Origin of the sequence: Pollutimonas harenae (assembly GCF_004153685.1) — a bacterium.
Classification (GTDB): Bacteria; Pseudomonadota; Gammaproteobacteria; order Burkholderiales; family Burkholderiaceae_B; genus Pusillimonas_C; species Pusillimonas_C harenae.
The window spans coordinates 1,039,668-1,064,243 of the sequence record NZ_SDQD01000001.1 but is presented as its reverse complement, the minus strand read 5'-3'; the positions used below and the strand labels follow the sequence as shown (position 1 = coordinate 1,064,243).

The 24,576-nt window shown below is 50.0% G+C and carries 21 protein-coding genes; 4 read left to right on the top strand and 17 right to left on the bottom strand.

Annotated features, from left to right (window positions below; translation table 11 throughout):
- Positions 1 to 44 precede the first annotated feature (44 nt).
- The 4 genes from ERD84_RS05015 (at position 45) to ERD84_RS05000 (ending at position 4,892) form a co-directional block, all read left to right on the top strand.
- Positions 45 to 851, top strand: a complete 807-nt coding sequence (locus tag ERD84_RS05015; RefSeq protein WP_130038505.1) for an SDR family NAD(P)-dependent oxidoreductase — start codon at positions 45 to 47, stop codon at positions 849 to 851.
- A 49-nt stretch (positions 852 to 900) separates the two neighbouring features.
- The gene (locus ERD84_RS05010) at positions 901 to 1,881 is read left to right on the top strand and encodes a Bug family tripartite tricarboxylate transporter substrate binding protein (RefSeq protein WP_130038504.1); all 981 of its coding nucleotides are present in this window, start codon (positions 901 to 903) and stop codon (positions 1,879 to 1,881) included.
- Between the two features lie 726 nt (positions 1,882 to 2,607).
- Positions 2,608 to 3,675, top strand: a complete 1,068-nt coding sequence (locus tag ERD84_RS05005; protein ID WP_130038503.1) for an LPS O-antigen chain length determinant protein WzzB — start codon at positions 2,608 to 2,610, stop codon at positions 3,673 to 3,675.
- A 128-nt stretch (positions 3,676 to 3,803) separates the two neighbouring features.
- The gene (locus tag ERD84_RS05000; protein ID WP_130038502.1) at positions 3,804 to 4,892 is read left to right on the top strand and encodes an LPS O-antigen chain length determinant protein WzzB; all 1,089 of its coding nucleotides are present in this window, start codon (positions 3,804 to 3,806) and stop codon (positions 4,890 to 4,892) included.
- Positions 4,893 to 4,924: 32 nt separating this feature from the next.
- Here ERD84_RS05000 and ERD84_RS04995 read toward each other — a convergent pair whose 3' ends face one another.
- From ERD84_RS04995 to ERD84_RS04915, 17 genes are all read right to left on the bottom strand, one after another.
- Entirely contained in the window at positions 4,925 to 6,760 is a 1,836-nt protein-coding gene (locus tag ERD84_RS04995) for a polysaccharide biosynthesis protein (RefSeq protein ID WP_130038501.1), read from the bottom strand.
- A 32-nt stretch (positions 6,761 to 6,792) separates the two neighbouring features.
- On the bottom strand, positions 6,793 to 7,968 hold the full coding sequence (locus ERD84_RS04990) for a DegT/DnrJ/EryC1/StrS family aminotransferase (RefSeq protein ID WP_130038500.1): 1,176 nt from the start codon (positions 7,966 to 7,968) through the stop codon (positions 6,793 to 6,795).
- Positions 7,969 to 8,598 (bottom strand): acetyltransferase, encoded by a 630-nt coding sequence (locus ERD84_RS04985; protein ID WP_130038499.1) that lies wholly within the window; start codon positions 8,596 to 8,598, stop codon positions 7,969 to 7,971.
- On the bottom strand, positions 8,595 to 9,191 hold the full coding sequence (locus tag ERD84_RS04980; protein WP_130038498.1) for a sugar transferase: 597 nt from the start codon (positions 9,189 to 9,191) through the stop codon (positions 8,595 to 8,597). The genes ERD84_RS04985 and ERD84_RS04980 overlap by 4 nt, the downstream gene beginning before the upstream one ends.
- A 4-nt stretch (positions 9,192 to 9,195) precedes the next feature.
- Positions 9,196 to 10,425: a glycosyltransferase family 4 protein gene (locus ERD84_RS04975; protein WP_130038497.1), complete on the bottom strand. Its 1,230-nt coding sequence runs from the start codon at positions 10,423 to 10,425 to the stop codon at positions 9,196 to 9,198.
- The gene (locus ERD84_RS04970) at positions 10,422 to 12,269 is read right to left on the bottom strand and encodes a heparinase II/III family protein (RefSeq protein WP_130038496.1); all 1,848 of its coding nucleotides are present in this window, start codon (positions 12,267 to 12,269) and stop codon (positions 10,422 to 10,424) included. Before ERD84_RS04970 ends, ERD84_RS04975 begins: the two co-directional genes overlap by 4 nt.
- On the bottom strand, positions 12,266 to 14,401 hold the full coding sequence (locus ERD84_RS04965) for a bi-domain-containing oxidoreductase (RefSeq protein WP_130038495.1): 2,136 nt from the start codon (positions 14,399 to 14,401) through the stop codon (positions 12,266 to 12,268). The genes ERD84_RS04970 and ERD84_RS04965 overlap by 4 nt, the downstream gene beginning before the upstream one ends.
- A 184-nt stretch (positions 14,402 to 14,585) precedes the next feature.
- Positions 14,586 to 15,485: a glycosyltransferase family 2 protein gene (locus tag ERD84_RS04960; protein WP_180001912.1), complete on the bottom strand. Its 900-nt coding sequence runs from the start codon at positions 15,483 to 15,485 to the stop codon at positions 14,586 to 14,588.
- A complete protein-coding gene (locus ERD84_RS04955; RefSeq protein WP_130038494.1) occupies positions 15,428 to 16,762 on the bottom strand; it encodes an O-antigen polymerase in 1,335 nt (444 codons plus the stop codon). The genes ERD84_RS04960 and ERD84_RS04955 overlap by 58 nt, the downstream gene beginning before the upstream one ends.
- Positions 16,755 to 18,017 carry an oligosaccharide flippase family protein gene (locus ERD84_RS04950; protein ID WP_130038493.1) on the bottom strand — a complete coding sequence of 421 codons (1,263 nt, stop codon included), beginning with the start codon at positions 18,015 to 18,017 and terminating at the stop codon, positions 16,755 to 16,757. The genes ERD84_RS04955 and ERD84_RS04950 overlap by 8 nt, the downstream gene beginning before the upstream one ends.
- Before the next feature lie 102 nt (positions 18,018 to 18,119).
- Positions 18,120 to 18,686 carry a dTDP-4-dehydrorhamnose 3,5-epimerase gene (gene rfbC / locus ERD84_RS04945; RefSeq protein ID WP_130038492.1) on the bottom strand — a complete coding sequence of 189 codons (567 nt, stop codon included), beginning with the start codon at positions 18,684 to 18,686 and terminating at the stop codon, positions 18,120 to 18,122.
- On the bottom strand, positions 18,683 to 19,564 hold the full coding sequence (gene rfbA / locus ERD84_RS04940; RefSeq protein WP_130038491.1) for a glucose-1-phosphate thymidylyltransferase RfbA: 882 nt from the start codon (positions 19,562 to 19,564) through the stop codon (positions 18,683 to 18,685). Before rfbA ends, rfbC begins: the two co-directional genes overlap by 4 nt.
- A complete protein-coding gene (gene rfbD, locus ERD84_RS04935) occupies positions 19,565 to 20,458 on the bottom strand; it encodes a dTDP-4-dehydrorhamnose reductase (protein WP_130038490.1) in 894 nt (297 codons plus the stop codon). It lies immediately after the preceding gene.
- Positions 20,455 to 21,528: a dTDP-glucose 4,6-dehydratase gene (rfbB, locus tag ERD84_RS04930; protein ID WP_130038489.1), complete on the bottom strand. Its 1,074-nt coding sequence runs from the start codon at positions 21,526 to 21,528 to the stop codon at positions 20,455 to 20,457. Before rfbB ends, rfbD begins: the two co-directional genes overlap by 4 nt.
- Positions 21,525 to 22,796, bottom strand: coding sequence for a UDP-N-acetyl-D-mannosamine dehydrogenase (gene wecC / locus ERD84_RS04925; RefSeq protein ID WP_130038488.1), 1,272 nt, complete (start codon positions 22,794 to 22,796; stop codon positions 21,525 to 21,527). The genes rfbB and wecC overlap by 4 nt, the downstream gene beginning before the upstream one ends.
- Before the next feature lie 40 nt (positions 22,797 to 22,836).
- Complete coding sequence (wecB, locus tag ERD84_RS04920; RefSeq protein ID WP_130038487.1) at positions 22,837 to 23,973, bottom strand: non-hydrolyzing UDP-N-acetylglucosamine 2-epimerase; 1,137 nt, start codon at positions 23,971 to 23,973, stop codon at positions 22,837 to 22,839.
- A gap of 109 nt (positions 23,974 to 24,082) precedes the next feature.
- Positions 24,083 to 24,439: a MarR family EPS-associated transcriptional regulator gene (locus ERD84_RS04915; protein ID WP_130038486.1), complete on the bottom strand. Its 357-nt coding sequence runs from the start codon at positions 24,437 to 24,439 to the stop codon at positions 24,083 to 24,085.
- Between the last annotated feature and the right edge of the window lie 137 nt (positions 24,440 to 24,576).

Sequence of the window (24,576 nt, the reverse complement as noted above, 5' to 3'; positions counted from 1 at the left end):
GCTTTGACTCTACTAGAGCAACGATGAACATCAGAGAGCGCACAATGCAACACAAAAGCTACGACAGACTGAAGGGCCGCAGTGCCCTGGTATTTGGCGCCGGATCATCAGGCCCCGGCTGGGGCAACGGGAAGGCTGCTGCCGTTTTGTATGCCCGCGAAGGGGCTCGCGTGGCAGTGGTCGATATCGATATGGACGCCGCCAATGAAACCCGCCGGCTGATCGAAAGCGAAGGATATGCCTGCGAGGCCTACCAGGCGGACGTAACCTCTGGCGAGCAAATCGCTAAAGTGGTGGCGCAAACCCAGGCCGCCTTCGGCGGTATCGACATATTGCATAACAACGTCGGCATTACGCGCATGGGTTCTGTCGTCGACATGAGCGAGGCCGATTGGCAGCTGGTGCTGGACACCAACTTGACCAGCGTATTCCTTACCTGCAAACACGTCATTCCCATCATGCTTGAACAAGGCAGTGGCGCCATTGTCAATATCTCGTCACTGGCATCCATACAAGTCAACCATTACCCCTACATGTCCTACTACGCTGCCAAGTCGGGGCTTAATCACCTTACCCGCGCCATGGCCGTGCAATACGCCCCAAACAACATACGAGTCAATGCCGTGCTGCCGGGCGTCATGGACACCCCCTTAATCTATAAACAGATCTCGGATCAGTTCGAAAGCCAAGAAGCCATGATCAAGGCGCGCAATGCCGCCAGCCCCATGGGGCGCATGGGCAACGCCTGGGACATCGCCTATGCATCACTCTTTTTGGCGTCGGATGAGTCCAACTACATTACGGGCGTGTGTCTGCCCGTGGATGGAGGCAAAAGCTGCGCAGGCTGTTAAGGCCAGACAGAACCACGACACAACTTCTTTATAACTATATGGAGATGACATGAAAACAAGCACCCGACTTCTAAGTGCGACGCTAATGCTTTCTGCATTAGGATTTGGCCTTGCACCCGCATCGGCCGCCACCTACCCCGACCAACCCGTGACCCTGGTGGTGCCCTTTCCTCCTGGCGGCACATCTGACACCGTTGGTCGAATTTATGCCAATGCGCTGGCTAAAGAACTAGGCGTGTCCGTCGTTGTCGAAAACAAGGCCGGCGCCGGCGGCTCGATTGGTGCCCGCTACGTTGCCAGCGCCAAACCCGATGGCTACACTTTGCTGTTGGGCACCTCCAGCACCAACGGCACCAACCCCGCCGTGTATAAATCGCTGCCTTACGATGCCATCAATGGCTTCACACCCATTACCGAAATCATACGCGTGCCTGGCGTGCTAAGCGTGAACAAAGACTTCGCCGCGAAAGACTATCCATCACTGAAAAAACTCATTCAAGACAGCCCGGACAAATACAGCTACGCATCATCCGGTGCTGGCGGTGCCACCAACTTGGCTATGGAATACCTGAAATCCATGGACAATCTTAAAGTGACACACGTGCCCTACCGTGGCACCGGCCCCGCCCTGAATGACGTCATTGGTGGACAAGTCCCCATGATCTGGGACACCCTGGTTTCCTCACTGCCACATATCAAGGCAGGCAATCTGGTCGCTGTGGGCATCGCCGGCAAAGATCGAGTCAAGGACCTACCCAATGTACCCACCTTTGCTGAGCTTGGCCTGCCAGACTACGAAGCAGAAATGTGGAATGGCGTGCTGGCACCCGCCGGCCTGCCCGCCGATGTCTTGAAGAAACTGCATACAGCATCCGTCGCCGCCCTGTCCGATCCCGAAGTCATCGCCAAATACGAGAGCCTGGCATCCCGCGTGATTGCCAACACACCGGAAGAGTTCAAGAAGGTGATCGAAGTTGATGTAGAGAAATGGACCAAGGTGGCCAAAGAGGCGAATATCTCGCTTAACTAATAGCAGAATGAAGGCCACGGCACGTAGATGCTTTTTTGATGTCAGCCCAGTACAGGCTGGCATCAAAACAACATAAAACAGGCAAATCAAGAAACTTGAAGTTACGGCGCTTGACGATTGAAGCGGCTGCTGTTTACCGTGCAAGAATCACCTTTCGCACGGGCCGCATATGGTTTTGCCTGTTACGCTAAGAAAGTATTTTCCCTACGCCCTGGTAGTCGTTTGTCTAGGGCTAGTTTATATGTATCTTAGACTATCCGAAGATGTGAATTACCTTAATAACCACAAGGCGATCATTACCAACCACTGGACCGGCGAAGTCCAGCAATGCATCTTCACGCCAGACAAGCAATATGCGTGCAAGCCGGGAGAATCGATAGAGGTACCCTGGTATATGAGTGTTGTACAAAATACGGTCGATGCTTTCAAATAGCGCAATCAGTGATCTACAACTGCCTCCTATTTACCATTGCTTAGGCGCTCCAAATCTAATAAATAGCCTCTCAGCATTGACCCAGCGCGAAAACCTACATACTAGACATACTCCGAACGTCGCACGCGACGAAGAGGCATTGTCTGGCCAGATCAGACTGTGCCGTAGAAGGAGCTAATGCACCTTCGCTTGCCTGCGCCAAGCGTAACATCTCGTATGACTTATATGTTCAGCTAAAGATTGCCGATACAATCATCTGGCATACTCGCACCAAACAATTCTTGGAGTTATGTGTGGAACAACAGGGTCAGCACCGCAATGCTACAGCGCCATCAGACGAAATCGACCTGCGTGAACTGCTTTGTACGCTATGGAAAGCAAAGTGGCTGATTGTTGCCACCACATTGGTTGTAGCCGGCGCGGCGGCAGCTTACACTTTTCTTAGCCCCCCCATTTACGAAACCCGACTGCAAACCCTGCCGCCTACCCCCAGTGGATTGGCCAGTTACAACATGGCCAACCAGCTGTCAGGTCCGGCTATTAGTGGGGTAGGCATCAACGGCAGCGACAATGCCGTCGCCGCCATTACGCCCGACGACGCCTACAATACCTTTTTACGCAACCTGAATTCGGTCACCCTGCGGCAACAGTTTTTTACCAAGATTTATCTACCTGCGCACCCCGGCAGCGACACCCCTGCCAGCCAAGACAGGCTATGGAAGCGTTTCAACAAAGAACTGAACATCAAACTTCCCCAGCAAAAAGACGACGACGAGTTGATGACGCTAGCTCTGCAAGGTGAAGACCCAGCAACCATTGCCGACTGGGCCAACCGCTATGTGCAGGCGGCCATTACCATATCGCAAAAAGAACTACTGGAGACCTTAAGCAGCGCCATACAGCTGCGGCTGCAGAGCACCCAAGACCAAATTGCCACCTTGCGCAAAGTGGCCGAAACCACCCGACAAGACAGCATTGCCCGCTTGAAAGAAGCCCTGACCCTGGCCGAATCCATCGGACTGAGCACCCCGCCCGATACCGGCAACCTGATTACCTCATATACCGGGGCCACAACCTATCTGCGTGGCTCCAAGGCCTTGCGCGCCGAGCTCAAGTTGCTGGAACAGCGGCAAAGCGACGACCCCTATATAGAAGAGCTGCCCAATCTGCTAAAAAAGCAGTCGCTGCTGCAAAAAATAGACCTGGCCCCACAGCACGTAGCTGTTGCTACCATAGACCAGGCTGCCACCGTGCCGCAGGAACCCATCAAGCCCAGAAAAATGCTGATACTGGCGCTAGGCATTATTCTGGGCGGTATGCTGGGCATATTCACCGCCCTGATTCGACAAATGTTTAAATAATAACGATTCTTATTATTACCAACTAACAACACAAAATGATCGACGCATAAAGTTACGATTTTGTAATATTGAGTACAATACCCTCCGGCTTAGTGCCTTGAATTTGGCCATTTATAACCGGAGCGGCAATGCAGTCCACACAAGAAAACAATAAAAATATCAATACGTCTGACGAAATTGATTTACGTGAACTTTTGCTGACGTTGTGGTCAGCAAAAGTTCTGATTATTGCTGTAACGCTACTGACCACCTGTGCTGCGGCTGTCTATGTCTTTTTAAGCACTCCTATCTATGAAGCACATGTACAAGCCCTGCCGCCCACGCAAGGGGGACTGGCCGCCTACAATATGGCCAACCAGCTATCGGGTTCGGCCGTTAACGCGCTAACCCAGCAGCCACAGCAAGAACAAACACCCGATAATGCCATCGAAGCACTGAGCACGAAAGACGCCTACAAGGTTTTTCTGCGCCATGCAGACTCAAGCAGCCTGCGACAGGCCTTCTTTAAAAATACCTACCTGGCTGAATATGGCAGCCCCAGCGACGAAGGCCAACGGCAACAGCTATGGAAGGACTTCAACAAATCCCTGAATATTAAGCGGCCACAGAAACCCACCGATGCATCTTTGCTAACGTTAAGCTGGCAGGGCGCCGACCCGCAGTTAATCGCCCAATGGGCCAACCAATATGTGAATATGGCCATCAGTGCCGCCCAACATGAGCTTTTACAAAACCTGCAAAGTGCCGTGCAACTGCGCCTGGACAGCACACAAGCTCAAATCGATACGCTGCGCGAGGTCGCCCTGATTGACCAGCAAAGTAATATGGCCCAACTCAAAGAAGCCCTGGAACTGGCCGAATCCATCGGTCTGGAAGACCCACCCCCTAGCGGTAATCTGATCACCTCGTACACCGGCAGCACCAGCTATTTACGCGGCGCCAAAGCGTTACGGGCAGAGCTGGCGCTGATCACGTCACGGCAGGACCACGACCCTTACCTCAGCGAACTGCCCAACTTGCTCCGTACCCAAACACTACTTAAAAGCATCGATACGCACCCCTCGGTATCTGTAGCTACCATAGACGAGTCGGCAACCGCCCCTATTGATCCCATCAAACCCCGCAAAGCGTTGGTATTGGTGCTAGGTGTTGTGGTGGGTGGCATGCTGGGTATATTGGCCGCGCTGCTGCGCGGCCTGTTTCGGAAAACGGCTTAACCGCCTTCACGACCCAAGCAATAAGCTGCAGCCTACTGCTTCATCGGCGTGTATTCAGGTATCCAGCGCTTCAACTCAGTCCGCACGGCATTGTCGTCGACGACGTCCTTATTGGCCTGCCAGGCCTGTACATAAGCAAAGAAGTCGTCGGGCACGGATCGCGAACGGGCAATTCTTAGCTTTTCGTGGGGCGTTTCTACTGTTTCCTCGGCATCGGCCAATAGCTCTTCGTACAGCTTTTCACCCGGACGCAGGCCGGTGAACTTGATACGAATTTCGTCTTCAGAATAGCCAGACAGTCGAATCATGTTGCGCGCCAAATCTACGATTTTTACCGGTTCACCCATGTCCAATACAAAGATCTCTCCCCCTTTTCCCATGGCCGCTGCCTGCAGCACCAGTTGGGCCGCTTCGGGGATAGACATAAAATAGCGATTGATGTCTGGGTGGGTGACGGTTACCGGCCCGCCACGCGCAATTTGCGCCTGAAACTTGGGAATAACACTGCCCGTACTGCCCAATACATTGCCAAAACGCACCATCTGGAACAAGGTGCCCTGGTTCTGACAATGCAGGACTTCACAAATCATTTCGGCCATGCGCTTGGTGGCGCCCATTACGTTGGTGGGGTTGACTGCCTTATCGGTTGAAATCAGCACAAAACGCTTTGCTCCATGGCGCTGGGCACAGCGCCCCACCACCAAGGTGCCAAATACATTGTTGCGCACCGCCTGCCAGGCATTGCCTACTTCCATCAACGGCACGTGTTTGTACGCCGCTGCGTGAAAGACCACTTGCGGCTGCCACACGCCAAAGATCTCGTTCATGCGATCTTCATCGCGCACATCCCCAGCCAGGGGAACGATTTCCACGCTGGCCGCCTCTTCACGGAACCATTGCTCGATCATGTACAGCGCAAACTCATTGGCCTCGACCAGCACTACCTTGCTGGGCGCAAACTTTGCCAACTGACGACATAACTCGCTGCCTATGGACCCACCCGCACCCGTCACCAGCACAGTCTTACCTGTGAGCATAGTCTTGACGTTGTCCGTATCAATGCGCACCGGCTGACGGCCAAGCAAGTCTTCGATCTTTACGGGCCGCATCACATTAATGGCAACGCGGCCAGACATCAGCTCATCCAACGCAGGAATGGTAAACAGCAATGCGCCAACCTTAGAGGCCGCCTCGCTAATGCTACGCAACACCGGCGAACGTGCCGACGGCATGGCCAAAATGACATGCTTGGCGTCATGTCGCTTCAAGACCTTGGTAAGGTCCTGGATGCGGCCTTCCACCCGGCAGCCGGATAGCTCCAAGCCCTGCTTGGCTTGGTCGTCATCCACCAGTGCGACCACATCCCATTCCGGCGTACGTTCCAATTCGCGCAATAACATGGCGCCCGCCGTACCGGCGCCCACGATTACCACCGGTTTACCCTGACCGTCCAGCCTGCCATACAAGCTGTATTCTTTCCACATGCGCCATGCGACCCGCCCACCGCTCATTAGCAGTAGCAGCAGTATGGGGTAAAGCACGACCAATGAACGGGGAATATGCAGATGTGGCTTGGAGAACAACATCACCACCAGCAATACGAAGGTGGAAACCGAAACCGCCTTCAGCACGCGCTTTAAATCCGACAGGCTGGCAAAACGCCACATACCCCGATATAGCCCGGCCCAGCGGCATGCCAGCACCTGCGCGCACAGCAATAACAGCAGGCCATAAGCCATTTCAGACCCATACCCATAGGGCCACGTGAAGTTAAAACGTATAGAAAAGCCGCCCAGCCATGCGACCACGACCGCCAATAGGTCGAATGCGAAGACCAGCAGCAGCCGTATACTTGTTTTTACCATCATGCGTTTCTTACCTTGACTCTGACCACGACGCTTTACGCAACCGCCTGCGCCATAATGCCAGATAAGGCAGCACAAGTCTGATGCACTTCCTCATCGGTTAAAGTGGGGTGCACTAGAAACATCAGGCTGGTTTCGCCCAATTCTTTTGCTACTGGCAAACGGCTTGCTGGCCGCCAATCAGTGTTATCAAAGGCTTTCTCAAGGTAAACCTCAGAACAGGAACCCGAGTAGGCTGGCACCCCCTGGCTGTTCAATTCATGCAAGATTCTATCGCGCGACCAATCCGGTTTCAGCAACTGCGGCTTGATAAACACATAACATTTGTATGCTGCATGTTCAATATGATCTGGCACAACGGGCACACGCAAGCCCTTCAACACGCTGGCCGTCCCCCAAATACGACGCGCATTTTCTACACGGCCAGTGTGCCAAGCAGGCATACGCTTGAGTTGTATACGCCCAATTGCCGCCTGCATTTCCGTCATGCGCCAATTGGTGCCAAAGCTTTCATGCAACCAGCGGAAGCCCGGCGGGTGCTGCGTGTTGTAGACGGCATCCCATGATTTGCCATGGTCTTTGTAGGCCCACATGCGCTTCCACAAAGCCTGGTCGTTAGTAGTGACCATCCCGCCTTCACCACCTGTAGTCATGATCTTGTCTTGGCAGAATGACCACGCGCCTATATGGCCTATGGTACCCACGGGCTTATCCTTGTACAGAGCACCATGAGCCTGAGCGCAATCTTCTATTACCCACAAATCATGTTTGCCAGCCAACGCCATAATGCTATCCATATCGCAAGGCCAACCAGCAAGGTGCACCGCCAAAATAGCTTTGGTACGTGCTGTAATAGCCGGAGCAATCGTGGCCGCAGTAATATTCTGGCTATCTCGGTCAACATCCACAAACACCGGCACGGCGCCCGCATTCACAATACAGGAGGCTGAAGCCAGAAATGTGCGTGACGTTACGATGACTTCGTCACCCGGGCCAATTTGCAGCGCGTGCAGGGCAAGGTCCAGTGCTACGGTACCATTAGCCAAGGCAATCGCATATTCAGACTGCGACCACGCGGCAAACTCTTTCTCGAATTCCCGGCCCTCTTGCCCCGTCCAGTAATTTACCTTGTTGGACAGCACGACGTCACGAACAGCATTTGCCTCTTCTTCAGTAAAAGAAGGCCAAGGGGAAAACGGTGTGTTTAACATTTATTCTTTTCTATGCAAGATATGGGCTGGCACCCCAGCCACAGTAACGCCCTGCGGTACATCTTGAACCACCACCGCCCCGGCTGCCACCATAGCGCCAGACTCAATATTAACCAATTGCCGAACACTTGCGCCTATACCTACCCAAGTCAGGTTACCAACCTTTACGCCGCCGGCAAGCCTGGCACCGGGACTAATGTGCACACAATCACCCACTACGCAGTCATGATCCACGCTGCAAGCTGTATTCAGAATAGACCCGGCCCCTATACAGGCATCAACATTGATTACTGCATTTGCAAAAACTACGCACCCCAGCCCTAGACTGGCATGCTGGCTGACTACCGCTGTGGGGTGCACAAGGCTTACAATTGGCGCCCCAACGTCAAATAACTGCTTAAGCTTGACTTGGCGAATTTTATTATTACCTATACCCACCACCACACCATCGTAACTCGACAGACCAGCAAGCAAATCTTCTGTATTGCCCTTTACCGGCCACGCACCATTTTGTTGCAAAGCAGGCCAGGCATCATCAAAGAAACTAACTGCATTCCAGCCGCACAGCTCAGCGCAATCGGCCACTACCTTGCCATGCCCACTAGCACCCAGAACTGCTAGGCGCTTCATGAGCCATTACCTGTGAACTTAGACATGGTTGCCTCACCGTCTGCGCTGATACCATCACGCACCAGCACCTTTTTAACCGTCAAAAGCAGAATTTTAATATCCAGCCAAAACGACCGATTATCAACGTACCATACATCCAGCTTGAACTTCTCATCCCAACTGAGGGTATTACGGCCATTGACCTGCGCCCAACCTGTCACTCCCGGGCGCACCTCGTGACGGCGATACTGCTCAGCCGAATATAGCGGCAAATACTCCATCAACAGCGGGCGCGGCCCAACCAGGCTCATGTCACCCTTAAGCACATTCCACAGCTCCGGCAACTCATCCAGGCTCGATGAGCGCAGGAACTGACCAAAGGGAGTCAATCGCTCGGAATCAGGCAGAGGGTTACCATCAGCATCTTCCGCGTCCTTCATAGTGCGAAACTTCACCATCTGAAAGGGCCTGCCGTTCAATCCAGGCCGGATCTGACGAAACAGAACCGGAGATCCCATCTTACGACTGATTTGCCAAGCGACAATGGCCATGACCGGAGACAACAGCATCAGAGTGGTTGCCGAAGCAAGCATATCAAAAATACGCTTCAACATAACGCTAGCGCCCCCTCTTCCGGAATGTGTCTTCCACCCACACCACCCACTGATCAGACAGCTGACGCCGATCAAACTCGCGCTTGGCCAACGTCCTGCTGTTGGCACTCATGACCTTCAACCCTCCGCGATTAGCGGCAGCGCGCTCCAGTGCATCAGCAAACGCTTTTGGATCTGCTGGCGGAACGACATAACCACACTGTTCGTTTTCGATCATCCCCGCGAGCCAGCCAGGGTAGTTGCTTAGCACAGGCAAACCGGCGGAGATGTAGTCAAAAAATTTATTGGGCGAGGTTCCATAATAGAAGGCAGGCACATTCGCCAGAATTTGCATACCTAGGTCGGTGGACTGCATCAGCCCGGCAAGACGGGTTTTGATCACCGGGTCATGAAACACGACATTGTCCAGCCCTTCTCTGCGTGCACGCTCCTGAAGTGCAGGCTTGAGCTTTCCATTACCGATCAGCAGCAGTTTGATATCACTGATACCTCGTCGCTTGAGTTCGGCGGCGGCATCCAGAACTGCATCCAAGCCGTTCGCTATTCCGTGCGTACCTGCAAAGATCGCCATCAAATCGGTATCGGCAATCTCTTCCGGTCGCCACGGCTCGGCTTCTGTTGCAAAAATATCCAGGTCGCATCCGTTAGGTATCATGGTGATGCGCTCAGCCGGTACACCACGCTTCTTGATACCCTCAACGATACCAGGCGACAGCCCAATCAAGCTGTGCGCAGAGCGATAGCTTACCCATTCAAGTAGGCTCATCGCCGACAACAGCACGGGATTCGTGACCACACCCATTGCCTTTGGCAGCTCTGGCCAGAGATCTCGCACTTCGAAAACAAATGGCTTGCTACGCAGCCAGCGCGCAAGAATGCCGGGTATACCCGCCGTTAAGGGTGTTGTTGTAGCAAAGACCAGATCGTATTGTTCGGTCAAAGCAACCTTAACACTACGCAAAGCAAAACTAAGAAAGGTTCTTACTCGCTTAGCAAACCCATCGCTGTTGGAATACTCGAGGTTCAACTCCAGCACATCAATTCCGTCGACTACCCCCCGGCGCTGACCGTTAACGAAGTTACCAACCAGGCCAGTAGTGCCACCCTGCGCACTGCCGCAAACCAGGGTAACGCTATGGCCACGTTCAATCAGCTTGCGCGCCATGGCGTAGGACCGAATTGCTCCCGCTCCCTTTGGTGTCACAAAATGCTGATGAAAATAAAGAACTTTCACTGCCTCACCCATTCGATATTTGTGATTAGCTCACCAGGCTGATCGATTTCTACCTCCAGAACTGGAAGAGGTGTCTTTTTTAAGTAATAGCGCGACTCCCAGCCGTCAACCAGTTCAAATCGCTTAAGCGGCACTGCCGAACTTACCACCAAGCTGAAACCATCAGTTTGCACGCACTGTGCATCGGCATCAATTGACCAGTTACCCGGCTTAAGCCGCCACCTCAACACGGCTTTGCAAGCAAAACCGCTTACCAGATCCGTCACCTTCAAGGTATGGCCTGACAACACAACGCGCCTGTGGTGCTTGGCTCCTTTCCAATCCCGGTAGCCAGCACCACCACTCTGCTTGCCGTTAGAGACAACGAGCGGCTCAACATTCCGTGACTTGAGCCAAGCACCAAATAGAAAGCGACTTAAGCGAGGCATCTGGTCGCGGCCATCAAACTGCACCGTATTGTGCGCCACAGTACCAGGGAAATAATCAAGCCAACGTTGCTCGGTGTTGTAACTGAAGGTACCTGCATCGCGGAGCCAATTTTCCCCGCCAAGCCAGAGATCAATATGTAAGGCATCTGCTTGGCTCGGGCGAAACCGAAAACGCGGATAGCGCAGCAAAGTCACTGCTGGCCCCTGCCTCAGTACAAAATAACCACCACTATCAAACTGAACACCGGTTGGTTCAGGAAGTTGTGCTTCAGGCAAAGTAAGCCCTAGCCAGTAGAGGGGCTGATTCCAATCACCACTTTCTGAATAAGCACGGGCCGAGTGAAACAGCACGGAGGCCAATTGGATGGAGGGTCGATAGTCCCGATAATCGGTATCAGTCAATGGGAGCAATCGAGCCCCATCATTGGCGCCCAGGTTTGGGCCATCACCATTAATTGATTGGGTTATGCAACGCAGCCACTCACTCGCCGCCGCTACCCGCGTATAAAACTCCTGACTGAAAGCTGGCAAAGCCAGTTGCCGCCGCCATAACTCTACCATGCTGAAGCTATCCAGCATTACGCGATGATAATTGAGCGAATACTGGCTAAAGCTACCGTCCTTCTCGATCAGTCGACGGGCACGATTCTCCAGCCACTTGCGGCCTACTCTGGTAAACCTGTATCCAGCTGTCCTGTTATTGGCTTCCAGCCACGAACCGCCGATGAACAAAGCTGCCGCCTCGGATGTGCCGTGGTTGTTGTCCTGCGCCATTGCATACAACACCGTAGGTGCGATACGTTGCATATGTGCCTCGACAAGATCCAGTAAGCCCGACGCACTACCCGTAACCTGGCCTAGCAATTGAGCAGCCATGGCCAAATGCATAATCCGTATCGATGCTTCCTGCCCACACTTCCAGTTCGGGCCCTTGTAGGGTGGGTTTGTCTGCAACCAGTCGACAAGCCAGTCATTAAGGCGCAGCAAAGCGTTCTCGTCACCTTTAGCGGCATGCTGGGCGCATGCCAGCATCCAATCAAAACGCGAGAACTCCCAGACCGTCTTGATGTCCCCAACAAGACGGTCAAAGTCTGGAATTTGCCACCAATCCCGCTCCGCTCCCTCAACAGGCTTGTTACTCAAACAGCTGGCCACCCACAGCGGCGGAGTTTGGCCCAGATCACTCAAAAACTGTCCAAAAGCCTCGCTGTATCGGTACCAGCCAGCGCGCGGCATCGCTCGCTCATTAGCGAACTGCACTGGCAAACTGAAAAAGGGTCCTGCAGGCAACACTGCACTCAAGTGTTGAACAGGATTAAGGCCCGATTTAAGGCCAAATCTATATAACGCTACACGCCCAAGATTGGGTACACCAAGACGCAGTGCAGTGCTCGCTTTAACCAATAGACTATTCATTGATTACGCAATATATCCGTCGCCTCGATAGTTACCCGGGCAACTTCGAAGATTTCCTCTGACGGAATAGGCGTAGGCTCACCTTTTTCGATAGCCCCCAGAAAAGCAGCCGCACAAGCACTCTGGCCCTTGTCTTGCTTCCACAGATTCATTTTCTTGAACCCCGGCCAACCGAAGCCCTTAAGCTTGCGGAAGTTATCCAGCTGCAGAACCCGCCCAACAGCAAAAACTTCGACGCGCTCTTTCGGAAAGCTTGCTGCCCCGTTGGCCAGGTAGAGAATCGTACCGAAAGAGCCATCGGCAAAGCCAAGAGTAATAGATGCCTTGTCTTCACTCACCGCTACCCCGGGGCTGTCCCCCATCCGACGCGCCTGGACCGACACAATCTCGGAACCCGCCAAGAATCGCATCAGATCAATGAAGTGGCAAGCCTCGCCGATAATGCGCCCACCACCTAACTCCTTATTCTGCGTCCAGTGATCAGCGGGGATCGCACCTGCGTTCATGGTCATAATGAAAGACTTTGGCTCATTGACCGAAGCGAGCAAAGCTTTCATCTTCTGTACCTGAGGCGAAAAACGACGGTTGAAGCCAACCATCAAATACGCCCCGCCTCTTTCTTGAGCTACGGTGTAAGCCTGCTCAACCTCCGCCAATTCATCCAAAGTGATTGCCAGAGGCTTTTCGACAAACACATGTTTACCAGCCTGCAATGCAGCAGAAACAAAACGAGCATGACTGTTGTGTCGAGTTACCACGGCAATGGTATTGATGGAAGTGTTCTCAATCATTGCCTGGGTATCGGTCGTCACCTCGGCAAAGCCGGCCTTTTCACCATGAACGACACCATTGATTCCCCCCGAGGTGGAAATCGAATACATCTGAGCGCCTGCAGCTCTGAAGGCAGGGATCAGGATACGAGACGCGTAATTACCTGCCCCAACGAATCCCACAACTGGTTTCCCAGGGTTGATGGCAGTATCGCCCTTCAGTTTCACAGTGGAAACATGCCGCGCAACTGACTCACTTTTATACAGCAGCAAGATACCTAGGGCCGACTTGTCTGTAGTCAGTAAATCATAAGCCTTAGGAGCGTCTTCAAAATCGAACCGATGAGTGATCAGCGGCTTAACATCCAACCGCCCCGACGCCATCATATCGAGCACCGCTTCAAAGTTACGCTGCTCAGTCCAGCGAACAAAGCCTACGGGGTAGTCCCACCCCTTCTCTTCGTAGTCTGGGTCATAACGACCAGGGCCATAAGAACAGGAAACCTGGAAAGACAACTCCTTTTCATAGAAGTCTGCCCGGTTAAGCTCGAGACCAGTCACCCCAACTAAGATAATACGTCCACGCTTACGGCTCATCTGAGCTGCCTGCAAAACAGGATCACTTGTCTTGGTGGACGCCGTAATAATCACGCCGTCGACACCAACCCCACGACTGAACGCCATACCTGCTGCAACGGGGTCTTCTCCACGGGCGGGGTTGCATATTTCCGCCCCAAACTGGCGTGCGATATCAAGTTTTGCCTGGTCAAAGTCAATTGCCAGCACACGACAGCCATGTGCGCGCAACAATTGCACAGTAAGTAAACCAATCAGACCTACTCCGGTAACGACAAAAGCTTCACCAAGAGTAGGTTTCGCAAGGCGAATGCCCTGCAATCCGATGCTAGCAACCACAACAAAAGAAGCCTCTTCATCACTGACTGTGTCAGGTATCTTGGCTGCAAGGTTCTTGGATACACGAACCACATCCGCATGTGGGCCGTTGGACACAACCCGGTCCCCGACCTTGAAGGAGTCGGCGCCTCTACCCACTTCTGCAACCACACCAACATTGCAGTACCCTAAAGGCAATGGCTGAGCTAGTTTAGACTGGACCGCCTCAATAGTCGTCATCAAGCCATCGGTGCCGACTTTTTCCAATACCAATCTGACCTTTTCTGGTTGCTGTCTAGCCTTTGCCAAATACGAAGCTTTGCCGAAATCCACGAGCATCCGCTCGGTTCCCGCCGAAATCAGCGAAACACTGCTATTAATGATTATGTGTTCAGGTGATACTTGCGGCGAAGGAGAAACCGTAACGTTAGTACCACCGTTAGCCATATCTTGAAGAACCTGCTTCATAGCACCCTCAATGTGAAAAACCAGTTATTATCCAAGCAGTTTGCTTTAATTGAAAGATCATCAGCCTTTTTACCATCTGAATTAGAGAGCGAGGTTTTAATTCGGTAAGTATAATTTCAAAATCGCAAAGAGATCATTAAATTTCTACATCAAAAAAACCAACATTGGTCACGTTTTAAATTTACTATGAAAAAAAATGCTCCTTAAGATAATCGTAAGATTTCTTATGTTCCGAACAAATAAAATTCAATTTTACTCGCGAAGTTGAGGCATGCTCTTTATCAAAAATTTGAATATTTGGAGCGTTTTTAATTTTTAAGCCGTGCATGCGCAATTGTTCAGCCACAAAAACCTCTTCGCCAAAAAGAAATCTTGGATAAAAAACATGCGCACCCTGCGCAAAGTAGCTGCGAGTAAAGATCATAAATGAGCCATGCGCCCCGTACATTTCGCACTCTTGCATGTGTGTCGTTGATGTTGGTATTCTCCGGTTCCACTGCTGTCTCCAAGCACGCACCTGCTGCCTCACACTGGCTAGTTTTCCATACCAGAAAAACAACATAACACTTGAACAAATCAAGTGCATCATCTCAATTTTGCGTTTACTAGGACGGTGCATCATCTTTGGATTCAAATTACGGCCATCCTTATCCGAGAAGATCCCAGGTGCCAGTAAACCTATTTGATCACTCGGTTGATTGATAAGAAGCGACGAAAAAAAATCTTCTGCAACCACCAGATCCACGTTACACACAATCACATAGTCATAGTTATCGATCCCTTCGGATAAATTACATAACGCCTTATTAAAGGCAGGAAAATAGCCAACGTTATCGTTCTTCATATAATGGAATGAATAGGCGCATTCCCGACGCGAAATATCAATATTTGGGGATATCGTAGAGTTATCCGCAAATATAATATTGAGCGTAAGATTGGAACAATTATTGAATGCATGATCAATTGATTCGAGAAAACGAAACGCATCATCATACGCATTAAAGCAAACAGGAACCAAGCAAACTTTCATTTTTCGATTCTCGAATAAATTTTCACTTTCATCATAAAAAACAACATGGTCCATTGAATCAAAAAAACAAAAGGAATAGTCAACCATGTTAATGAGCTAATGACAAATGTCTGATAGCTTATTGCAACAAAATACACAAAAAATACTATCGCAAAAGCACTTTTACGTTGAGTTAACAGGAGCCAATAGCCAATACAGCTAATACTTCCTACAATAAGGGCAAAAACCATACTCCCCATCAGGCCAAAATCAGTAATTAACCCACGAAATACGGTAAAAAGATTGCCTTTTATATAGTCTCCATAGGTAAAATACTCATCATATACTCCCATTGGCACACTACGATTATCGCCAGCCAATTGAAAAAAAGACATGAAAGTATAAAATCCCGTTGTTAGAAACTCTTGTTTGTATTGCAACAACGATCCACTTAAATAACGCTCGGAAAACCAGTCTGAAAAAGCTGGTAAATGAACTGAGGAATAGCTAATCAAATAAAATCGGAGTCGATTAATAATTAAAACAGTATCATTAAGTTGATATATTCCACGAGACAAAAAAGAAACAAGCAAAATAGGTAAAAATAGAAACCCATAGAGAAATATTTTTCGGATGCCCGATAAATCAATTAAAGTCAAGTCTTTATTATAAATTTTGGATACTAAAATTCCGCCAAGAAACAGGAACATAGAAAAGAAAAATAGCCCCTTAGCACTTTGCAAAAACATGACAAGAAGAGCAGGCAAAAAAACTAAAATGAGCAATATAGTTTTACCACGTACCTTTCTTCTTGAACCGTAAACAAGTCCCCCAAGCGCTGCCGTGTAATAGCTACATTGCAAGCCAAGCTGTGCATATAAGCTCGGTACAATTTCACCTGAATAGCGCTTCCCTGCATAAATACCGCCTACAGCGACAGGGTCTTCCAATAGCTGAGTGATTGAAATACCTTGCTGTAGCACACTCAAAAAAACCATTGATACTGAAAATGCAGCAAAAAAATACAAGGCACTAGCCATCACCGGTGTGTCAAAATAGTGCTCAGCCGATAACTTACATTCATTACGCGTAAGTGCATATGACCAATGAAATAAAAAACTGGGGAGAGAAAAGAAAAAACAGAATAAAAAAATATAAATTATTGCCCATGGATCAACAGGAACCTCAAAAGCAATTATTAATGGAAATGCCGTAAAGAAAAACCAGAACAATAAAAATATAGAGGCTGGATTTAGCCAAACACCAACAACTTTTTTTATACACCAAGCCCAAGAAAAAAATAGAGATGCTAAAAATATATTAATTATTTTTAAAAACCAGAAATCATCCATGGGTAGGTGTCCTCAGATATTTCCAGGTGAATGACGTTAAAAGCAACATCTCCGCTAATATAAAAGCAGATGCCGCACCGAATGCAGCATAATAGCGAGACATAATCATCGAGAATAGAAAAATACATGCCCCTACAATAAATACCACGGAAGCAAAGTAGGATTGTGCGCCGATTAGATTCAAGCCTACAGCACCAAACATAGCATTAGCTACACCAAAAATAACTGCCGGTGCCATTAATGCAATGAGCAAAATCGTCTGATCACTAAAACCAGGTACTATTCCCCAAGTATGAGCGATATAGATAGACACCACCCCGATTGGCAGTACAAAAGCCATGAGAAATACTTGAACACGTGTATTCCTCCAAACCAGGTGAAAAGCTTGTAAATTATTCCTCTGTTTGATGCTTAAGAGCGACCAAGCTTTTACAACTCTAGGCACGAAGAGCTGATTAAGCGGTCGCGCTAGAGCCTGAATACTTTTAATCACCTTCTCTGCCAACGCGTAGGAGGAAACTGCTGTGCTATTTGAGACGCCAGCCAAAATCAGTACGTTTGCACCACGAAAGAGCGTAACTGAGACATTACCGAAAAACAAATGGCGTCCTTCGTAAATCAGCGAGATCATCGCGTTGATGCTAGCCAACCTCACGCAATTAAGGGTAAAGTGGTTAAATAAGACAATGATTGCTGCAACGCCCGATAATAAAAAGCTAGCTCCCAATATCAGTGATGTCAAAACAACATCTGCTTCGCTATGGATAAAAACATATACTGCCACCACTCCGGCCAAGCGTGCAATCAGAACAAAAACGGCTAGCAGTAGATTATTTTCAATTGCCTGAAAATAGTAGTTGCACTGAAGAATCAATCCTAGCGAAAAAGCCAGCCATCCAAGTAGAATCAATACATTACCATCGGTAAATACGTAGTAGAGGCTTACCACTATAAGAGAAGAAATAAGGAATAAAACTATTCGCACGCTAAGAATATTAATAAAACATTCAGCTTCTCTTGCTTTTTCACTCTGACTTCTAGCATCAATTATCGCCTGCACACCGCTGATATCAAAGCTATAAAGACATACCGTAAGTACATAGAAGGCCAACGTCTCTGCTACGACCATTTCGGCAAAGGCGTCCTTACCCAAAACACTCAGTAAATAAGGAAATATCAATAATGGAAACAAAGCATTGGCGCCCTGTATCACCATCAAGGATAAACCATTAATTATGTGTGAATTAAGTCTCATTAGGACCCTTCATACAACTCTCTCTACCACAGCTACTAATTCTTGGCCACAGGGTGCCAGAAATCGGCAATATATCCACGACGATAACTGCAAATTTGCAGCTTATATTCCACCAAGCTTGACGGTGTTCAGGTAATTCGCTTGCTGGTCTTTTTCAGATATTACGATCTGAGTTCTTATAGGCCATTTGATATCTAGGCTCGGATCATCCCAACGAATCGCAGCCTCGTAGTCTTTCGCATAGTAGTCCGTCGTTTTATACATAAACTGAGTATTATCCTCCAAGGCGAGAAAGCCATGAGCGAAGCCTTCCGGAATCCACAACATACGCTTGTTTTTCGCGCTGAGCGTTTCTCCCACCCAATTGCCAAACGTTAGTGAGTCCGGGCGAATATCCACAGCCACATCAAATGCAACACCGTTCATCACACGGACTAATTTGCCCTGGGCATGGGGTTCACGCTGGTAATGCAGGCCTCGCAACACCCCTTTTTTTGAGCTGGAATGATTATCCTGCACAAATGGTCGCGGGATAGGTAAGCTTAACTTATGCAACTCAGCATGGAAACGCTGTTCGTTGAAGCTTTCCATGAACCAGCCGCGCTCATCTTCATACACTGTAGGTTCGAGCAGCACTACGCCAGGGAGGTCTGTTTGAATCATTTTCATGAGAGAGACTCTTTCAGCAGCGCCAGCAGGTATTGGCCATATCCAGTTTTTTTCAAATACTCTCCCTGAGCTTGGACCTGCTCAACACTGATCCAGCCATTATGAAAGGCGATTTCTTCCAAACAGGCAACTTTGAAGCCTTGACGTTTTTCTAGGGTGTGTACAAACTGGCCGGCCTCCAACAGCGATTCGTGAGTGCCGGTGTCTAGCCATGCAAAACCTCGACCGAGCATTTCCACATTAAGGCTCTGCTCTTCCAGGTAAATCCGGTTGATGTCAGAAATCTCCAGTTCGCCACGGGCTGATGGCTGAATGGTTTTGGCTACCTCGACAACACGATTATCGTAGAAATACAAACCAGTTACGGCGTAACTGGATTTTGGCTTTCGCGGCTTCTCTTCAATGCTAACGGCACGCCCCTCGTCGTCAAACTCTACGACTCCGAAACGTTCAGGGTCGGTTACGTGATAACCAAAGATAGTTGCACCGTGTTCACGCGCCGCAGCCCCTTTGAGTTTGTCGCTGAAGTGCTGACCATAGAATATGTTGTCCCCGAGAATCAAACAACAATCATCGCTGCCAATGAATTCCTCACCAATAATGAATGCCTGGGCAAGACCATCCGGTGAAGGTTGTACTGCGAAGCTCAGATGAACACCAAACTGATTGCCACTGCCCAACAATTTGCGATACGCTGGCAAGTCTTCCGGAGTGCTAATAATCAAAATCTCACGGATCCCAGCCAACATCAGCACCGATAGCGGATAATAAATCATCGGTTTGTCATAAATCGGCAGCAGTTGCTTAGAGACACCCAGAGTAATCGGATGTAGACGGGTGCCTGAGCCACCAGCGAGAATGATGCCTTTGCGATTCATTTAATATTCCTTGTATTCCGATAGCAAACGCCGCACACCGTTTTGCCAATGGGGTAAGTGCAGGCCAAAAATATTGCGTAACTTACTGCAGTCAAGTCGTGAGTTCAGTGGCCGTTGAGCCGGAGTTGGATAATCAGCAGTAGTGATTGCTGCAATTTTTTGCATTGCCAATACTTTCCCTGCTTGGCGTGCCTGCTCTATCACGAAGCTCGCATAGCCATACCAAGAGACTTCGCCATCAGCGGCTAAGTGATACAAGCCGCTTACTTTAGGCTTACAGTCTGCGATGCGCAGACTGTGCGCAGTAATATCGGCAATCAACTCTGCTCCGGTCGGGGAGCCAATTTGGTCATCTATAACCTTGAGCTGCTCGCGCTCAGCCGCCAAGCGCAACATCGTCTTAGCAAAATTGCCACCTCGTGCCGCGTATACCCAACTGGTACGAAAGATTAGATGCTGGCAGCCGCTGGCCTGGATCGCTTGTTCACCTGCTAGCTTGGTTTGCCCGTAGACGTTCAGCGGTGCGGTAGACTGATCTTCGCACCATCGATGATCGCCGCTCCCATCGAATACGTAGTCAGTGGAGTAATGTACCAACCAGCCACCCAACTTTGCCATGCATTCAGCTAAAACTTGTGGCGCTTCAGCATTGATCCGTCGAGCTAAGGCAGGTTCGCTCTCTGCCTTGTCCACGGCAGTATACGCAGCGGCGTTGACGACTACGTCTGGTTTGTAGTTGCTCAGAGTACGGTATAAGCCGGATAAGTCAGTGAGATCACCGACCAGATCACCCTTCCCGAACCTGCTCAGGGCGACGACTTGGCCTAATGGCTGCAGGGCGCGTTGCAATTCCCAGCCAACTTGGCCGTTTTTGCCTAGAAGCAAGATTTTCATTGGGCTGTCCGTACGCTGTAGTTTTTTTCCAGCCACTGCTGGTAGGCTCCGCATTTTACGTGGGTGACCCATTCAGGGTTGTTCAGATACCACTCGACGGTCTTTCGAATGCCAGATTCGAAAGTTTCCTCTGGGACCCAATCTAACTCATGCTGAATCTTGCTGGCATCGATGGCGTAGCGCAGATCATGGCCCGGGCGATCCTCAACATGGACAATCAATGTTCGGTAAGAACGACCACCCGGACTCGGACTAAGCTCGTCAAGTAGGTCACAAAGAGTATGCACCACTTCAATATTCTGCTTTTCGTTATAACCACCGATATTGTAGGTTTCGCCAACCTTGCCCGCGGTAACCACCTTATACAATGCACGAGCATGGTCTTCTACATAAAGCCAGTCGCGTACCTGATTACCCTTACCATATACTGGCAGCGGTTTGCTTTCCAGAGCGTTGAGAATAATTAGCGGAATCAGCTTTTCCGGAAAATGATAGGGACCGTAGTTATTAGAGCAATTGGTAATCAGGGTTGGCAGACCGTAGGTACGATGCCAAGCGCGTACCAAGTGATCGGAACTGGCCTTGCTAGCACTGTAAGGGCTGCTGGGATCGTACGATGTAGTTTCAGTAAACAAGTCTTCTGGTCCGTCTAAATCCCCATATACTTCATCGGTAGAGATATGGTGGAATCGGAAGGCACTCTTGCGTGCCTCGTCTAGACCCTGCCAATATTGTCGGGCCGCTTCCAGCAGGGCATAGGTGCCGACAATATTGGTTTCTATAAATGCTGCTGGCCCATCAATGGAACGATCAACGTGCGACTCAGCAGCCAAATGCATTACTACGTCCGGCTGATGATCACGGAATACTCGCTCAACCTCCACGCGGTCACAGATATCAACCTGCTCAAACGCATAGCGTGGGCTTTCACTCGTTTCAGCCAAAGATTCTAGATTGCCAGCATAGGTAAGTTTGTCGATGTTGACTACTCTATCACCGGTGTTACGGATAATATGGCGTATGACTGCCGAGCCGATAAAGCCAGCCCCGCCTGTTATTAATATTTTCATTTACACCAGACTCCACGAGTATCAACAACCTTTCGGTTCTCTAGCTCGCTAGGGAGCAACTCACGAAATGGTTTGTGGTCCACCAATAGCACAATCACATCAGCCGCAGCCAGAGCAGCCTTAATACTACGCAGACTCAGTTTGCTAGCCAATGTGTCCGGTAACTCGTCAATATTTGGCTCCACCGCTAGGACTGGGCCAGGATGTATATCCACAATTTGCTGGGTAATATTCAAGGCAGGGCTTTCACGCAGGTCATCGATGTCCGGCTTGAAGGCTAACCCAAAGCAAGCAATAGTCACATCCTTGGCCGTCTTGTCGGTGTTCGCCTGCAGATATTCAGCAACGGCTAGTTTGACTTTATTCAATACCCATTCTGGCTTACTGTCATTTACATCCCGAGCGGTACGAATAAGCCGTGCCTGTTCAGGTGTTTTACTGACGATAAACCACGGGTCGACAGCGATACAATGCCCACCAACCCCCGGCCCAGGCTGAAGGATATTCACTCGAGGATGCCGATTAGCCAAGCGGATCAGTTCCCAGACACTTATATCCAGCTTATCGCAGATAATCGACAACTCATTGGCAAAGGCGATATTAACGTCACGAAAGCTGTTCTCAGTCAGCTTACACATTTCGGCTGTACGGGCGTTTGTAGTAACGCACTCCCCTTCTACAAAGGTTTTGTAGAGAGCACGTGCTGCCTCAGAACACTTAGGGGTCATCCCGCCAATAATACGGTCGTTCTGTACCAACTCGCGCAAAACTTGGCCGGGCAGTACACGTTCAGGACAGTGTGCGATACGAATATCAGACTCTTCACCATTGGTCTGGGGAAAGGTCAGATCAGAGCGGGCTTCAGCCAACCATTCCGCCATCTGCTCGGTAGCACCAACCGGCGAGGTAGATTCAAGGATTACCAGATCACCTTTCTTGAGCACTGGTGCGACTACCTTGGCTGCAGATTCGATATAGCTCAGATCTGGATCATGCCTATCGCCCTTGAATGGAGTCGGGACCGCAATCAAGAAAGCATCTGCCGGCTCAGGTACTGTAGTAGCGCGCAAATACCCTTCCTTTACTGCTGTACGAACCACCACATCCAGATCAGGCTCTACGATATGAATCTCGCCACGGTTGATGGTGTCAACCGCCCTTTGATTGACATCCACACCGATAACCTTGACCTTACGTGACGCAAACACAGCGGCGGTGGGCAAACCAATATAGCCAAGACCAACTATCGAAATGGTGTTGAATTGCATTGTATAAATCCTTAAATCCGATTAAGTCGTAAGCCAGAAATTAATTGGCGTGCCACGCCAGTAGTTTTTCAAGAATGCGTTTGCATGCCTGGCCGTCCCCGTAAGGGTTATGGGCGCGTGACATAGCTGTATAAGCGTGTTCGTCAGTCAGCAGTACGGCTAGGTTGTCACAGATGGCTGACGCCTGCGTGCCCACTAGCTTCACCGTTCCGGCGTCAACTGCTTCAGGGCGTTCGGTAGTGTCCCGCATTACCAGTACAGGCTTACCCAGTGAAGGCGCCTCCTCCTGAATCCCACCCGAATCGGTAAGGATGATGTGAGCTCGATTCATCAGGTAAACGAAGGGTAAATAGTCCAGCGGCTCGATCAAGTGGACATTGTTAATGCCCTGCAAAAGGCGGTTTACCGGCTCGCGTACGTTGGGGTTGAGGTGCACTGGATAAAGTATTTCAGTATCTGGGTGCGCCTTGGCGGTATTAACCAGCGCTTGGCAAATACGTTCGAATCCGCCACCGAAGCTTTCTCTGCGGTGGCCAGTAACTAGAATCAGTTTTTTCTCTGCATCAAGAAAGCTGAACTGCTCACTGAAAGCCCGTTGCAGCTCCTGACTGTTGTCGAGTTTGGCGACCACATCCAGCAGAGCATCAATCACTGTATTGCCTGTAACAGCAATGCTGCTGTCCTGGACTCCTTCATTAAGTAAGTTCCGCTTTGACGTAGCAGTAGGTGCGAAGTGCAGTGTGGCCAGCGAACCAGTAAGTTTACGGTTTCCCTCTTCCGGCCATGGCGAGTAGATATTGCCAGTACGCAGTCCGGCTTCCACATGCCCCACGGATATCTGTTGATAATAGGCCGCCAAAGTCGCGGCAAAGGTTGTTGCGGTGTCGCCGTGCACCAGCACAATATCGGGTTTGAATTCATTTAACAGCGGCTTGAGTCCCTGCAGTATCCCCGTTGTGATATCGGTGAGATCCTGCCCGGGTTTCATAATGTTCAGATCATAGTCGGGCTTCAGTTTAAACAGGTCCAACACTTGGTCGAGCATCTCTCTGTGCTGGCCGGTTACGCATATCTTTGCGTCGAACCTTTCATCCTCCGCCAGTTGAATTGCCAAAGGGGCCATTTTGATGGCTTCCGGCCTAGTACCAAATACGCAGAGGGTTTTCAGATGTTTCATACGATGATCGTTCATTGTGTAGGGCTTTACCCTCTGGTTATTTTTGGCTTAATAGCCAAACCACGTACCGGAACCATAATGACATATGCCCGGACGAATTAAGCATTCCTCATGGACAACGATTATCTACTGCTGTTTGTGCTAGCTCGCGCCTCAAGGTCTCTATTTCTTTATGCAGATTTTCGTATTCTATGACCTTGTACTTCAAGAACCGGGCAGTAAGTTCCGCCTTGGCGGCAATGCCAGCTGGGGTCAGCAAATATGCATAAGCCAGCTTGTTCTGACTATTACGAAAGTTCTGCATTTTTAGCAAGCCCTTATTCAGAAGAGCCTTGATGCAGTAGTTGGTTTTACCCAGGCTTACACCCAACTCATCAGCAAGATCACGCTGGCTTAGACCAGGGTTAGACTCCAACAAGCGTAATACCTTCAAATGGCTTTCTTCGTGTAGGTGCGGTTCAGGCATTGTTTCTAGGCTCGTTGTGCTTTTTCCGATGCCACCGATAAACTATATGGCGCTCAGCAGACACGGAAAACCTATTAAGCAAGCGTAAGGTGCTGGTGAGCCACCTGACGTTCAATGGTTGAACGGACTATAGCATA

Excerpts from the sequence above, each read along its gene's own strand:
- wecB (WP_130038487.1), bottom strand. The coding sequence starts at position 23,973 with ATGAAACATCTGAAAACCCTCTGCGTATTTGGTACTAGGCCGGAAGCC.
- ERD84_RS05000 (WP_130038502.1), top strand. The coding sequence starts at position 3,804 with ATGCAGTCCACACAAGAAAACAATAAAAATATCAATACGTCTGACGAA.
- ERD84_RS05015 (WP_130038505.1), top strand. The coding sequence starts at position 45 with ATGCAACACAAAAGCTACGACAGACTGAAGGGCCGCAGTGCCCTGGTA.
- ERD84_RS04990 (WP_130038500.1), bottom strand. The coding sequence starts at position 7,968 with ATGTTAAACACACCGTTTTCCCCTTGGCCTTCTTTTACTGAAGAAGAG.
- rfbB (WP_130038489.1), bottom strand. The coding sequence starts at position 21,528 with ATGAAAATATTAATAACAGGCGGGGCTGGCTTTATCGGCTCGGCAGTC.
- wecC (WP_130038488.1), bottom strand. The coding sequence starts at position 22,796 with ATGCAATTCAACACCATTTCGATAGTTGGTCTTGGCTATATTGGTTTG.
- rfbA (WP_130038491.1), bottom strand. The coding sequence starts at position 19,564 with ATGAATCGCAAAGGCATCATTCTCGCTGGTGGCTCAGGCACCCGTCTA.
- ERD84_RS04965 (WP_130038495.1), bottom strand. The coding sequence starts at position 14,401 with ATGAAGCAGGTTCTTCAAGATATGGCTAACGGTGGTACTAACGTTACG.
- rfbD (WP_130038490.1), bottom strand. The coding sequence starts at position 20,458 with ATGAAAATCTTGCTTCTAGGCAAAAACGGCCAAGTTGGCTGGGAATTG.
- ERD84_RS04970 (WP_130038496.1), bottom strand. The coding sequence starts at position 12,269 with ATGAATAGTCTATTGGTTAAAGCGAGCACTGCACTGCGTCTTGGTGTA.
- ERD84_RS04985 (WP_130038499.1), bottom strand. The coding sequence starts at position 8,598 with ATGAAGCGCCTAGCAGTTCTGGGTGCTAGTGGGCATGGCAAGGTAGTG.
- ERD84_RS04980 (WP_130038498.1), bottom strand. The coding sequence starts at position 9,191 with ATGTTGAAGCGTATTTTTGATATGCTTGCTTCGGCAACCACTCTGATG.
- rfbC (WP_130038492.1), bottom strand. The coding sequence starts at position 18,686 with ATGAAAATGATTCAAACAGACCTCCCTGGCGTAGTGCTGCTCGAACCT.
- ERD84_RS05010 (WP_130038504.1), top strand. The coding sequence starts at position 901 with ATGAAAACAAGCACCCGACTTCTAAGTGCGACGCTAATGCTTTCTGCA.
- ERD84_RS04950 (WP_130038493.1), bottom strand. The coding sequence starts at position 18,017 with ATGAGACTTAATTCACACATAATTAATGGTTTATCCTTGATGGTGATA.
- ERD84_RS04915 (WP_130038486.1), bottom strand. The coding sequence starts at position 24,439 with ATGCCTGAACCGCACCTACACGAAGAAAGCCATTTGAAGGTATTACGC.
- ERD84_RS04995 (WP_130038501.1), bottom strand. The coding sequence starts at position 6,760 with ATGATGGTAAAAACAAGTATACGGCTGCTGCTGGTCTTCGCATTCGAC.
- ERD84_RS04955 (WP_130038494.1), bottom strand. The coding sequence starts at position 16,762 with ATGGATGATTTCTGGTTTTTAAAAATAATTAATATATTTTTAGCATCT.
- ERD84_RS04960 (WP_180001912.1), bottom strand. The coding sequence starts at position 15,485 with ATGGACCATGTTGTTTTTTATGATGAAAGTGAAAATTTATTCGAGAAT.